The organism is Sinorhizobium psoraleae (assembly GCF_013283645.1).
GTDB classification, from domain to species: domain Bacteria; phylum Pseudomonadota; class Alphaproteobacteria; order Rhizobiales; family Rhizobiaceae; genus Sinorhizobium; species Sinorhizobium psoraleae.
Genome location: NZ_JABEKV010000002.1, coordinates 898,043 through 911,854 on the forward strand (window position 1 = coordinate 898,043; position 13,812 = coordinate 911,854).

The 13,812-nt window shown below is 62.1% G+C and carries 6 protein-coding genes; 3 read left to right on the forward strand and 3 right to left on the reverse strand.

What is annotated here, in order from left to right; all coding sequences use genetic code 11:
• Positions 1-101 precede the first annotated feature (101 nt).
• The 3 genes from pncB to ILFOPFJJ_RS13025 all read right to left on the reverse strand — a co-directional run bounded on the left by pncB (position 102) and on the right by ILFOPFJJ_RS13025 (position 3,494).
• Positions 102-1,406: a nicotinate phosphoribosyltransferase gene (gene pncB / locus ILFOPFJJ_RS13015; RefSeq protein ID WP_173510948.1), complete on the reverse strand. Its 1,305-nt coding sequence runs from the start codon at positions 1,404-1,406 to the stop codon at positions 102-104.
• A 185-nt stretch (positions 1,407-1,591) separates the two neighbouring features.
• Positions 1,592-2,191, reverse strand: a complete 600-nt coding sequence (gene pncA, locus ILFOPFJJ_RS13020; protein ID WP_173510949.1) for a bifunctional nicotinamidase/pyrazinamidase — start codon at positions 2,189-2,191, stop codon at positions 1,592-1,594.
• A 115-nt stretch (positions 2,192-2,306) separates the two neighbouring features.
• Entirely contained in the window at positions 2,307-3,494 is a 1,188-nt protein-coding gene (locus ILFOPFJJ_RS13025) for a polysaccharide biosynthesis/export family protein (protein ID WP_173510950.1), read from the reverse strand.
• 412 nt (positions 3,495-3,906) lie between these two features.
• Here ILFOPFJJ_RS13025 and ILFOPFJJ_RS13030 point away from each other — a divergent pair, with 412 nt between their 5' ends.
• The 3 genes from ILFOPFJJ_RS13030 (at position 3,907) to ILFOPFJJ_RS13040 (ending at position 13,744) form a co-directional block, all read left to right on the forward strand.
• Positions 3,907-11,448, forward strand: coding sequence for a type I polyketide synthase (locus tag ILFOPFJJ_RS13030; protein WP_173510951.1), 7,542 nt, complete (start codon positions 3,907-3,909; stop codon positions 11,446-11,448).
• On the forward strand, positions 11,445-12,860 hold the full coding sequence (locus ILFOPFJJ_RS13035; protein ID WP_173510952.1) for an aminotransferase class I/II-fold pyridoxal phosphate-dependent enzyme: 1,416 nt from the start codon (positions 11,445-11,447) through the stop codon (positions 12,858-12,860). The genes ILFOPFJJ_RS13030 and ILFOPFJJ_RS13035 overlap by 4 nt, the downstream gene beginning before the upstream one ends.
• 80 nt (positions 12,861-12,940) lie before the next feature.
• Positions 12,941-13,744, forward strand: coding sequence for an SDR family oxidoreductase (locus ILFOPFJJ_RS13040; protein WP_173510953.1), 804 nt, complete (start codon positions 12,941-12,943; stop codon positions 13,742-13,744).
• Positions 13,745-13,812: the final 68 nt, after the last annotated feature.

The window sequence follows — 13,812 nt, forward strand, 5'->3', positions numbered from 1 at the left end:
AGATTCTATCGCTAGATCTGACAATGCGATGATGGACAATCGCAATGCCTAAATCCCCTTTTTGAAAACCGGCGCTTGCCGGTTTCTTTTTTTGGGCGAGATCAGACCTTGACGGTCTGTTCGACGAAATCCTCGGTTCCGAAGAATTTCAGATATCGCTGCACTTCGGCAGGGTCTCCGGTCGCCTTGCGCGGATTGTCCGAAAGTTTGACCGCGGGCCGGCCATTGGCTTCGCTCACCTTGCAGACAATCGATATCGGGTTGAGGCCGCTGATTTCCGTCGGCGCGCAGCCGGCGAAATCGTTGGTGAGGTTGGTTCCCCAGCCGAAACTCATGCGTACGCGACCCTCGAAATGGCGATAGGTCTTGATGATCGTGTCGACGTCGAGGCCGTCGGAGAAGATCAGCAGCTTTTCCCGCGGGTCGCGCCCCATCTTCTTCCACCAGGCGATGATCTTCTCGCCGCCTTCGATCGGCGGTGCGCTATCCGGGCGAAAGCCGGTCCAGTTCGCCACCCAATTCGGCGCATTGCGCAGGAATGCCGCCGTGCCGAAGGAATCCGGCAGCACGATCAGCAAATTGCCGCCGTAGAGCTGATTCCAGTCCTGCAGGACCTTGTAGGGTGCGGCGGCAAGCTCCTTGTCGTTGCGGGCAAGAGCCGCCGCCACCATCGGCAGTTCGTGCGCATTGGTACCGAGCGCCTCGAGATCCGTATCCATGGCGAGCAGCACGTTACTGGAGCCGGAGAACGAGCCGCCGATCCCCTCCTTCAGCGCCTCCACACACCACCGCTGCCACAGAAAACTATGCCGCCGGCGCGTGCCGAAATCGGAAATGCGCAGGTCGGGATATTGCCGCAACTGCTCGACCTTCGACCACATCTTCGCCTTGGCGCGCGCATAGAGCACGTCCAGCGTGAACGGACCGAGACCCTTCATCGCGGCGCGAGAGCGCAGCTCGTTGATGATCGCCAGCGCCGGGATTTCCCACATCGTCGTCTCGACCCAGCGGCCGCGAAAGATCAGTTCGAACTGACCGTCGCGGCGCGACAGCTCGTATTCGGGCAGACGGAACTTGGCGAGCCAGGCGAGGAATTCTGGCGAGAAGATCTGCTTGCGCCCGTAGAACGTGTTACCGGCAAGCCAGATCATTTCTTTCTTGGTGAAACGCAGGGTCCGCGCGTGATCGAGCTGGTCGCGCAGTTCCTGTTCGTCAATTTCCTCGGCGAGCCGCACGGTCTTGGTGCGGTTGATCAGCGAAAATGTGGCGTCGACATCCCGATAGAGCTGCCAGATCATCTGCAGCATCAGGAGCTTGTAGAAATCCGTATCCAAAAGACTGCGGATGATCGGATCGAGCTTCCAGGTATGGTTATAGACCCGCCGCGCGATATCGGTCTTTGGCATCTGCGACTACGCTCCTTCTGGATCACTCCTGCATGTTTCCTTAAATCGAAACCGATTCAAGGGTAAAAACATGCGACAATTCAAAGTGCTACAGCGACCCTGTGCGTCTCGAAAACGCATGGAGCTGTAGTGGACTCCGCCCAAGCAACCTTCTGATCGATTTTGCAAGTCGGGCTCCGGTGCGGCTAGATCAGCGCAACGCCCGCATCGCGCATGCGCTGGGTCATCGCAGCGAGTGATCCGCTCAGATCGATGCCGCGACAGGCGTCAAGCACGACGGAGGCCGAAAAGCCCTGGGCCACGGCATCGAGGGCTGAGAAGGCAACGCAGAAATCGGTCGCGAGCCCGCAAAGCGTCACTCTGCCGATGCCGCGCTCGCGCAAGTAGCCGCCGAGGCCGGTCGGCGTGCGGTGATCGTTCTCGAAAAAGGCGGAGTAGCTGTCGATGTCCCTACGGAACCCTTTGCGGACCACCAATTCCGCCGTCGTCCATTCGAGACCGGGATGGAATTCAGCGCCCGGACTGCCCTGAATGCAATGATCCGGCCAGAGGGTCTGCTCGCCGTAAGGCATCGTCACGGTCGCAAAGGGAGCCTTGCCGGGATGGCTGGAGGCGAGGCTGGAGTGCCCGGCCGGGTGCCAGTCCTGAGTGAGGATGACATGGGCGGATTGCTGAATGAGGCGATTGACGACCGGTATGATTTCATCGCCGCCGGCAACCGCAAGGGCGCCGCCGGGGCAGAAATCGTTCTGCACATCGATGACGATCAGGGCTTCGTCAGCCATTGGCCCTCCTCGCGTCCGATCGGCCTGCGCCGACCATCAGCAAAACCGATTTAAACCGAAGATCAATCACAGAATTTGCTCGACAGCAAGCAGCTTCGCTTCCCGCCGAGCTTCGTCAGTTCTGCAGATCGTCCAGGTTGTCCGCGAGGTTGACGCCGGTATTCGCGATGCCGATCGGCCGCGCCACGAAGTCGAGGAATTTCGCAATGTCGACGGAGGGATGACGCGACGCGTAGATCACGTCACGATTCTTGATCGGGAAGGTCTGCCCGACGATCAGGCTATCCGGATTGGTCATGTTGAAACGATAGACGATCGGATAGCGGCCGACGCTGTCGGGCTTCATGCCCTTGCTCAGCATCGTGTTGAACCGCTCCCTTCCGAGCAGGCTCATGACGATATCCGGCTCTTCGTAACGGAAGACGAAATAGCCCTTCGCATCGACTGTCCGGTCGGCGCCGCCACCCGCAAGTGCCACGGCTTCGAGGAGGTTCAGGTCGTTGGCGCCGAACTCGACGCGCTGGTTCGCCCTCACCTGGCCGAGGATCGTGAAGGTGCGCGGATCGCGGGTCACAAAGACCTGGTCGCCCGGCTTGACGTGAATGTTTTCCGACGGGTTTTCGATGATCGATTTCAAGAGGACCGTACCGGTCTTCTTGCCGCGCACGAGTGTGACGTAGGTCTCGTAAGGCTGTGCCGACGGACCGCCGGCCTTGGCGATGACTTCGTTTATCGACTCGCTGACGAGATTCAAGGGCACGACCGACGGACGACCGACGGCGCCGGAAACCGTGACGATGCGCGATGCCGTGGACGTGCTCGTCACGATCACATCGGGCTCCACGGCCTTCTGCTTCAGCGCTTCGAGAATCGCCTGGCGTGCCTGTTCCAGCGTCAAGCCGGCAAAGCGGACCGGACCGACATAGGGAATGGCCGCCTTACCGTCAGGCTGGACGACCAGATCGATGTTGGTCTGCTTCGATTCCGTGGTGGAAAACAGGCCGTCGCTGCCCGCCTCGAAGATCGACACCTTCAGCTGGTCGCCAACACCGATGACGACCTGGCCGACGCCTCCACCAATGCCAAAGCGTCGGCTGAGCGTCGTCGAGACATAGTCAGAAACCAACCGTGCGGATTGGCCATCAACGTCGACGATATCAAAGACGGTCGCATTCTTCCTGCCGATCTGCGCACCGGATTGCCCGGCATCCGCGACGATATCGGTTGTCAGAGGGCCTTCTCCCGGCACGGCCTGACATCCCGCAAGCGCGGTGCAAAGCAGAAGGGCAGTCACTCGTTTCACTACGACACTCCATATTCGGCACAGCAATGACTCTAATACTGATCTGCACCGTATGTTTTCCCGGCAGGGAATCCGCCGGTCACTGCAAAGCACAATCGCCGTTCCACAACAAGCCACCTCACCGCCGGGCAGCCAAAATATTCGGCACTGCGCCTTTCCGGTCATACCTCCTCGACATTGGTTACGATCCGTCGCCGTAATTGTCTGGATGGGCCCTCACGACCTGTGTATCTAAGCCTTTGGGGTTGAAAGCTAGGTACTTTGAGTTAAAAGCTCACTAATACAGCGGGGACGGCTGGACGAATAAATTCGGGGAAAATAACAAATCGGTAATCTTGCCAATTGCAATTTATGTTTGGCACGGCAATTGGCTAGGACAATTTTAACGGCAGTTTAGAGCGTTCGATCATACATGACTGTTGAAATCATAGGGCGTGCATGCCTCGCCCCCGGAGCGAAATCGCCTGAGGCGCTGTTTAAGGTTCTTCGTCAGGGCAAATGCACCGTGTCCAGCGTTCCCTCGGACCGTTGGGACTTGGCGCGTTTTTGGCATCCCGTCATGGGCGTGCAGGGCAAGACCTATTCTTTTGCTGCCGGCGTGCTTGATGAAATCTATGATTTCGATCCTGCTGTCTTCGGCATGTCCCAGCGCGAAGCCATGTATATGGATCCGCAACAGCGTGTGCTGCTGCAACTCGCCTGGCGCGCACTCGAGGATGCCAATATCTCCATTGCATCCCTCCATGGCGAGAATGTCGGCGTTTATGTCGGCGCGTCGAGCCTCGACCACGCCAACCTGACGGTCGAAGATCCGGCCGCCGCCGGTCCATATTTCATGACCGGCAACACGCTGTCGATCGTTTCCAACCGCATTTCCCACATCTTCGGGTTGAGCGGCCCGAGCATGACGGTGGACACCGCCTGCTCCTCTTCTCTCGTTGCGCTCGATCAGGCGATGCGGGCGCTCAACGCCGGCGAGATCGACACAGCGATCGTCGGCGGCGTCAATATTCTTGCCCATCCCCTTCCCTTCGTCGGCTTCGCCCAGGCGCGGATGCTGTCGCCGGAAGGTCTCTGCCGGGCCTATGACAATGACGGCGCGGGCTACGTGCGCGCCGAGGGCGGCGTCGTCTTCGTCCTTCGCCGCTCGGATCGGGCGCGCCGCGAACGCGACCGGAGCTACGCCAGGATCGTCGCTACCGGGGTCAACTCGGCCGGCCGGACCAACGGCATCTCGCTACCCTCGCGCGAGGCGCAGGCCAATTTGCTCAGGGCCATCTACGAAGGCAACGGAATCGACGCCAACCAGGTCGCCTTTGTCGAAGGCCATGGCACGGGCACCAAAGTGGGCGACCCGGCGGAAGTGTGGTCCATCGGCACGGTCATTGGCGCCAAGCGCCGGGCGCCGGTGCCGATCGGCTCCATCAAGTCGAATATCGGTCACACCGAGCCGGCCTCCGGCCTCTTCGGCATGATGAAGGCCGTTCTGGCGCTCGAGCACAACTACCTGCCGGCATCGCTGCATTTCGATACGCCGAACGAGCACATCGATTTCGACGGACTGAACGTCCGCGTCACAGCCAACCCGATCGAACTGCTCAAGGGCAAGCGTGCACGCCTTGCCGGCATCAACTCCTTCGGCTTCGGCGGCGCCAATGCGCACGTGGTCATCAGCGACCCGGAGGCGATACAGGAAGAAAAGGCGGCGCCTGCATCGGCTGGTCACGTGTTTCTGGCAAGCGCCCACACACTTTCGAGCCTCGAGAGCCTCCTGAAGGAATACAAGGCGAGCTTTGCGAGCGCCTCGAAGGAAGAGGCGCGCGCAATCATCGCCGCCTCCGGCGCCAACCGTACCCATATGCGCCATCGCTTCGCCGCGCGCAGCGATCACCCAGAAGATATCGTGCGGGCGATTGCCAGCCATCTGGAGAAGCCTGGCTCCGACATCGGCGAATTGGGCGAAGCCCCGGTGAAGGATGCTAAAGTCGCATTCGTCTTCTCGGGCAACGGCTCTCAGTGGGCCGGCATGGGCGTCGAAGCCTTCCGCGAGAACCTGCATTTCCGTCAGTCCTTCACTTCCGTCAGCGCGCTCTTCAAGTTCCACTCCGACATTGTCCTGACGGATCTGCTGACGGATCCAGACCTCGACAAGAAGCTCTCGGATACGAAAATCGCGCAGCCGCTGCTTTTTGCCGTGCAGGCTGCTCTTTCCGACTCGCTCGTCGCGATGGGGATCAAGCCGCTGGCGGTATTCGGCCACTCGGTTGGCGAGATTGCCGCCGCCTATGCAGCCGGTGCCTTGTCGCTCGTCGACGCCGTGTCGATCGTGGCCAAACGCTCGCTGCATCAGGATCTCCTGGCAGGCCAGGGAACGATGGCGGCCGTCATGCTCGGCGAGGAGGCGGCCCAGGCCTTCGCGCAGGCCCGCGGCCTCAACGAACTCTGCGTCGCAGCCGTCAACGCGCATAATTCGGTCACGATGTCCGGTCCGGCGCACGAAATTGCAGCCTTCCGCGACGCCGCACGCAAGGCCAAGATCCCGGTCCAGATCCTCGATATCAACTATCCGTTTCACCATCCGGTCATCGACCAGGCAAAGCAGGCCTTCCTTTCCGATATCCCGGACATCGCCCCGCGGCGTACGGAGCTGACGTATCTCTCCACCGTAACGGGCGCTGCACTCGACGGAACGGAACTCGACCCGGACTATTGGTGGAAAAATGTCCGTGAACCCGTTCGCTTCCAAGCTGCCGCGGAGGCGGCGCTGGAACTCGGCTGCCGGCTCTTCATCGAAATTTCCCCGCGCCCGATCCTGGCATCCTATGTCAAGGAAACGATCAAGCAGGCGGCCCTCCCGGCAGCGGTCGTGCCAACATTGCTCCGGGACGTCGGCCAGAGCGGTCACGATCCGATTTCCGCGTCGATGGCGCGCGCCGTCGCGCACGGTGCGGCTGTTGACCGGCCGCGCGTTTACGGGAAGCGCAACGCTTTCGTCGAATTGCCGATTCTGCCCTTCGAACCGGTCGAACTGCGGCCCGCGACCACCACTGATGCCACCGACCTCTTCGGCCGTTCCGCCAAGCCTTTTCGTTTGACGGGCTGGCGCAGCGACCCCAACAGCGGGAGCTGGAAGAACCACGTCGATGCGCATCTCTTCCCCGACCTTGCCGAGCATGTCGTCGACGGCAAGCCGATCCTGCCGGGCAGCGGCTTCATTGAGGTGGCAGTCTCCGCCGCGCAGCAATATTACGGCAGTGACGAGGTCGAGATCACCAATCTGGAGATCGTTCGTCCGCTGGAGCTTGCCGACAGCCGCATCATGGAGCTCTCGACCATCCTGTCCCCCGAGACAGGCGACATCGAAATCCGCTCGCGCGAGCGCCTCTCGGAGGACGACTGGACGGTCCACGCCGTTGCGCGAAGCCGCAAGCCCGTTCCCGGAAAGAACAATGCCTCACGTTCCCTCGCCGGCATGGCGAAAACGGCCAGCGTGGATCCGTCGAAAGCCTACGAGACGGCGAAGCAATTCGGGCTCGACTATGGCCCGAGCTTCCAGTTGCTTTCAAAGGCTGTGGCCTATGGTGACCGGATCATCGACGTCGAGCTGAAGGCGCCGGGCACGACGGGACATCCGCTTGTCACCTATGCCCTTCATCCAATATCCGTCGACGCCACGTTCCACGGGCTCGTCGCGCTCTTCGACCGCTTTACGGGCGACAAGGGTGGCGCGCCTTACATTCCGGTACGCTTCGGTTCGGTGCACGTCGTCAACGCCGGACGGCCGATCGCCCGCGCCACGATCGAGATCGAGCGCGTCAGCGCCAACTCGATCAAGGCGAGATTCCACTTCTTCGACAAGTCGGGCGAAGCCATCGCACATTTCAACGATTGTCGTTTCCGCCGCACTTATTTGCGCAAGCACAAGACGCTCGACGGGCTTTCCTTCCACTACGAGACGGTGCTCTCGGACACGGTGCTGCCCAACATGCAGCCGCCCGCGCCGATGCCGCCCCTGCTGACGATGCCTGCCGGTGCCGAACACAGCGTGGACAATGCGACCTTGCTGTTCAATGCTGCGATCTACCGCGCCTGCCAGGAAATCGCGCTGAAGCTCGCAAGGGGAGGCACGACCATCCGCGGCGATGCTCTGCCCGGTGATTTCGCCTTCCAGTGTTTCCTGACAAGCTGCCTCTACGTACTGGAGGATGCCGGCCTCAGCGAACATCACAATGGTATCTGGACAGTTGCACGAGAGTTCAGCCTTCCCGCTGTGGCGGAAATCCTCGGCGAGCTCTATGGCGAGCGTCCCGATCGCGCGGTCGAAGCCGTGCTCATCAACAATGCCTACGCCGAAGCCCTAAGCCGGCTCGACGCGCTTTTCGCGGCGGCGCCGGATGGCGACCACATACCCTCCTCCGGCGCGGGCTTCATCAGCGACGCCACGCTCGACCACCAGGCCGTTCATTCCGTCGCGAGCCGGCTGCGCATGGAGCAGGTCCTCGGCGCGGCTGAACGAGCACTGGCTGCGCAAACGACAGGCATCCCCTTACGCATTGTCGAGTTCGGAAGCGTTTCGACCGGCTTCACGCGTCGGCTCGCCGACCTGGCAGCTCGTCACGGAGCGGGCCTGATCGTTGCCGAACCGCGTGACAATGCCCAGCGCAACCTTGAGATCGCATTCGAGAACGATGCTCACGTGCGCATTCTCAAGAAAAGCGACTTCGTGGCGATCGCGCCCTTCGATCTCGCCGTCAGCGCCTCCGACAACCTTTACCATCTGATCGAAGACGAAGTCGCGCTTCGCACGGCGTTGCGCTCAGCGCTGCGCGAGGGCGGTGCCCTCGCCGCCGCCGTGAGCGCGCCCTCGATCTTCGGCGACTTCGCTCTCGGGCTGTCCGATGGCTGGTTTGCTCGCAGCCAGACGGCCGAGTTCCCCATCGGCAATCTTGCTGCCGTACCGCATTGGCAGAAATGCCTGACGGATCTCGGACTGCGCGACATCAACGTCGCGGACCATGAGTGCGCACACGGCAACATCATTCTGCTCGAAGCCCGCGGCGCGGCCGCGATGACAATGCCGGCCGAGCCGGCGCAGCAGGCAAGCAGGACCGTTGCGGGTCCCTATCTGGTCCTCCAGGCAGAAGGCGCGCCACGAGCGGCATCGATGCCTGCACTTGCCGTACCTGTTTCGCTGGCAGGCGACATGGCGGCCGACGTTGCAACACTGCGGATGGCCCTCAGCGCGCTCGGCCAGAATCCTGTTCGTGCAGTGCTCGTTTCGCCGACGACGCATCACGCGAGTGACACTGATTCGGCCTCGCTGCAAGCTCATGTGCTTGCGCTTAGCGCCTTCGCCGAAGCGCTGAGGCAACATGTCGGAGACACCGACCCGTCCGCCGACGACCGCCCTCGCCTGGTGCTCGTTGCCCCCGGCGGCGCGCCGGTTACCTCCCCGGCCGATGGCGTCGCCTTCAGTTCCGGCCTGAATTCCGGCCTGTGGGCGTTCGCTCGCGTTCTGCAGAACGAATACGAATTCCTCGACGTCCATTCGCTCGATCTTGCCGGCCACAAGGCCGGCCCCGAGAATGGCATCGCGTCGGCGCTGTCTCTGTTGACGGTCTCCGGTTCAAATCGCGAATGGTTGCTCGACGGGGCCACTGGATTGCTCTCGGAAATCCGCGCCGTTCCCGGTCCCGCCATCAGCACCGAAGGCAAGACGAGCGCCTTTGCAGCGGCGACCATCCGCCAGCGCGTCAGCTCTCAGGTTGCCAGCATCGCCTGGGAAGAGAGTGATGTACCGCAAGCCGGACGGGGCGAGATCGTCGTCGCGGTCGCTGCTACCGGCCTGAACTTCCGCGACGTGATGTGGGCGATGGGCCTTCTTCCCGAGGAAGCGCTCGAAGATGGTTTTGCCGGCGCAACGATCGGCATGGAGCTTTCCGGCCATGTCGTCGCGGTCGGCGAAGGCGTCGACGACCTCACGGTCGGCGACGCGGTCATGGCAATTGCACCTTCGGCATTCTCGACGCACGCGGTCGTTTCCCGGGCGGGCGTTGCCAAGCTGCCGCGGACCATCAGCCCCGTAGCAGCAGCCACCGTGCCCGTCGCCTTCCTTACGGCCTATTATGCGATGGTCGAGCTCGGACGCATCCAGGCGGGAGAGACGATCCTCATCCACGGCGCTGCCGGCGGCGTCGGTCTGGCTGCCCTCCAGGTCGCCAAGCTCAAGGGCGCCAAGGTCATAGCGACAGCTGGAACACGTGAAAAACGGCGCTTCCTTGCGATGCTCGGAGCCGATCACGTCTTCGATTCGCGGTCGCTCGGTTTCGTCAACGATGTGCGCGCCGTCACCGACGGTCAGGGCGTCGACCTCGTGCTGAACTCGCTTTTCGCCGAGGCGATGGAGCAAAGCCTCGCTCTGGTGAAGCCGTTCGGCCGGTTCCTGGAGCTTGGCAAGCGCGACTATTACGCCGACAGCAAGATCGGTTTGCGGCCGTTCCGACGGAACGTCAGCTATTTCGGCATCGATGCCGACCAGCTTCTCGTCAATGCGCCCGAGCTCACCAAGCGCATCTTCATGGAAATCGGAGCTCTTTTCGAGGAAGGCAAGCTGACGCCGCTTCCTTACCGCGCGTTCGATTTCGACGAAATCGGCAACGCATTCCGGCTGATGCAGAATGCCGGCCACATCGGCAAGATCGTCGTGCTGCCGCCGGTCGCCGGCAAGCACGAGATTGCCGCGAAGACGCACAAGGGCGTGAAGGTCGATCCGGACGGCATGCATCTCGTTGTCGGCGGCATTGGCGGTTTCGGTCTCGCAGCCGCCAACTGGCTGGTTGAGAAGGGTGCACGCAGGATTGCGTTGTGCTCCCGCCGCGGTCAGCCGGACGCGGAAACGAGTGCGATGATCGCGCGGTGGAAGAAGGCGGGCGTATCTGCCTCGCTTCACGCCTGTGACATCACCGACGCTGCCGCAGTGGCGGGGCTTCTCGCGGCGCTTCGCGCCGAGGCGCCGCTGCGTTCCGTCGTCCATGCTGCGATGGTGCTGGACGACGCCCTGATCAGCAATCTCAACCGTGAACGCAACCGCCCGGTGATAGACACGAAGGCCAAGGGTGCCGCGATCCTCGACCGGCTGACGCGTGGCGACCAGCTCGACAACTTTATCCTGTTTTCCTCGGCAACGACGCTCGTCGGCAACCCGGGGCAGGCCAACTACGTCGCTGCCAACGGCTATCTCGAAGGCCTTGCCCGCGCCCGACGCGCAGAGGGCCTCGCAGGCCTGGCGGTCGGCTTCGGCGCGATCGCGGATGCCGGTTATCTCGTGCAGAACACCGATGTGAACGATCTTCTGGCAAAACGCATCGGCAAGACCGCTTTGAAGGCTCAGGTGGCGCTGGACATGGTCGAAAGCCACATCGCCTCGGATCCGGGCACCGTCGATGCCGCAGTCGTGATGATTTCGGAGATCGACTGGGCGGCCGCGCGCAACCTGCCGGTTGCCCGCAATGCGCTCTTCGAGGTAATCCTGCGCAGTGCGGATCAGCATTCTTCCGGCGCCGAGGGCATGCAGATGGACCTCGTTGCGATGATCGAAGGGAAGTCGCCGCAGGAAGCAGAGGACATTCTGTTCGACCTGGTGGCAGGCGAGATCGCCGCAATCCTTCGGGTTTCGAAGGACACGGTGACCCGCAGCAAGATCCTGAAGGAAATCGGCCTGGACAGCCTCATGGCGGTGGAACTCGGCATGAGCTTCCAGCAGAACACCGGTTTCGACATGCCTTTGAGCGGCGTCGCCGACAATACGACGGTGGGCGATGTTGCGCGCAAGCTCCATGAAAAGGTAAGCAAGCGCGACCAGGGTGACGATAGCGAGGCAGCCGACGACCGGCTCGTAAGCGAACTTGCGCAGCGCCATGCCGGGACCGACAGGGAAAAAGCACTGAGCCAATGAGCAACGACGGAAACGGCCAGACCTTCTCCAAGATGAACAGCAGCCTCAAGGAGAACCTGCTGGACAGGATGAGGAACACGCACCAATCGTCCGAGCGCAACCGCATGGCGCGCTCGGAACGGGAGTTGCCGGCCGCTCCCCGCCGCCGACAGGCCCGCTTCGAGGATCTTCCCGAATATAAGCAGGTGCTCACGCAAAAATTCGCGAGCGAGCAACTGGGTATCGCCAATCCTTTCTATCGGGCACACCAGGCGGCCGCCGGCGCAACCACCGTGATCGACGGCCGCAAGCTGATCAACTTCGCCTCCTACGATTACCTCGGTTTGAACCGGCACGCCCACGTGCTGGACAGGGCACGCGACACGATCGAGTCGTTCGGGATCTCCGCTTCGGCGAGCAGGCTCGTTGCCGGCGAGCGGCCCGTGCATGTCGAACTCGAGGAAAAGATCGCGCGCTTCTATGGCGTCGAAGCGGCGGTTTGCTTCGTCAGCGGCTATCTCACCAACGTTGCCGCCATCAGCTGCCTGATGGGCCCCAAGGATCTCGTCATCCACGACGAGTTCATCCACAACAGCGCGCTCGCCGGCATCAAGCTTTCCGGCGCGACGCGCCGCCTCTTCAAGCACAACGACACCGCGGATCTCGAACACGTACTGCGTACCGTTTCCGGCGACTATCGTCACATCATGGTCATCGTCGAAGGCATCTACTCGATGGACGGCGATGTCGCGAATCTTCCTGCACTGCTGAAGCTCAAGGCCGAATATGGCTTCTGGCTGATGGTCGACGAGGCTCATTCGCTCGGCGTTCTCGGGCGGCACGGCAAGGGGCTGGCCGAACACTTCGGTGTCGATCCCCACGAGATCGACATCTGGATGGGAACGTTGTCGAAAACCACGTCGAGCTGCGGCGGTTATATTGCCGGCAGCGAGGCATTGGCGGCGGTGCTCAAGGCATCCGCCGGCGGCTTCGTCTACAGTGTCGGTCTGGCACCGGTGCTCGGAGCATCGGCGGTCGCCAGCCTCGATATCCTCGAACGCGAGCCCGAACGCACCGCGGCGCTGAGGCGCAACGGCAGCCTGTTCCTCAAGCTCGCGAAAGAGGCCGGCCTCGACACCGGTCTGAGCGGCGGCTTCTCGGTCGTTCCCGTCATCGTCGGCGATTCGCTCCGCGCCGTGCAGCTCTCCAACGATCTGCTGGCGGCGGGCGTCAACGTGCTGCCGATCATCCATCCCGCCGTGCCCGAAGGATTGGCGCGACTGCGCTTCTTCATCACCAGCGACCACACCGAAGAACAGATCCGCCGGACCGTCGCGCTCACCGCCGAGCGCCTCAAGGATTTGACCGAACGAAATTTCGGGCTTGGCGGCGTCGACATCGAGCAGATGTTGAAGGCGCTCTCGGCGCGTTAGGCCGGACGGAAATCCGTTATACACCTCTCCTGGAAGCGCCCTGGAAACCTCTGCCCCCAAGCCGCAGGCGGAAACTGAGAATGACCCATGTGATCATCACCGGTGGCTCCAGCGGCATAGGCCTGGAACTTGCATTGATCTACGCAAGCCGCGGCGCGCGACTTTCACTCATTGCGCGCTCCCGCGATCTTCTGGAACAGGCCAGGCGAAAGCTCATCTCGGAGCACGGCGCAGAGGCCGGAGAGATCCGCGTCGAGGCGGCCGATGTTGCCCAGGAGGAAGAGATCGAGGCTGCCGTTCGGCGTTGCGTCGAAGCCTTCGGCCCGTGCGATATTCTCGTGACCTCGGCCGGCATCGTCGAACCGGCTCCTTTCGAGGAACAGCAAAGCGCGGCCTTTCGCCGCCAGATGGAAACGAATTTTTCGGGCACGGTCCACACGGTGCGCGCCGTCTATGCGGACATGAAGCGACGGCGCAGGGGAAAGATCATGATGATCTCATCGGGCGCCGGCCTCATCGGCATTTATGGCTATTCCGCCTATTGCGCGTCGAAATTCGCGCTCCACGGTTTTGCCCAGGCGCTGCGCAGCGAGGCGCGAAGACACGATGTGCAGATATCGGTAAGCTTCCCGCCGGATACGGAAACGCCGCAGTTCGAGCGCGAGCTCTCCCTGCGTCCGCGCGAGGCGAATGTCATAATGGGGACCGTCCGGCCATGGGCGGCCGATGCCGTCGCCCGCAGGATCGCCGCAAGCATCGACCAGCAGCGCTTCGAGGTTTACTTCGGCACAACCCTGTTTCTGCTCGGCCGGTTCGCCCCTGCCGTAAGGCCGCTTATCAACTGGTGGCTCGATCGGGCGATCGCACGCGGTAGTGGACGGTGACGCCCCATATGCCGGACCGCGCTTGTGCCGGCCCGAGATAGGATTTAAGTGTCAGGCGATCGCCGTGC

Bases quoted from the DNA above. Each gene is read 5' to 3' on its own strand.
- pncB (WP_173510948.1), bottom strand. From the start codon at position 1,406: ATGCCAAAGACCGATATCGCGCGGCGGGTCTATAACCATACCTGGAAG.
- pncA (WP_173510949.1), bottom strand. From the start codon at position 2,191: ATGGCTGACGAAGCCCTGATCGTCATCGATGTGCAGAACGATTTCTGC.
- ILFOPFJJ_RS13030 (WP_173510951.1), top strand. From the start codon at position 3,907: ATGACTGTTGAAATCATAGGGCGTGCATGCCTCGCCCCCGGAGCGAAA.
- ILFOPFJJ_RS13035 (WP_173510952.1), top strand. From the start codon at position 11,445: ATGAGCAACGACGGAAACGGCCAGACCTTCTCCAAGATGAACAGCAGC.
- ILFOPFJJ_RS13040 (WP_173510953.1), top strand. From the start codon at position 12,941: ATGACCCATGTGATCATCACCGGTGGCTCCAGCGGCATAGGCCTGGAA.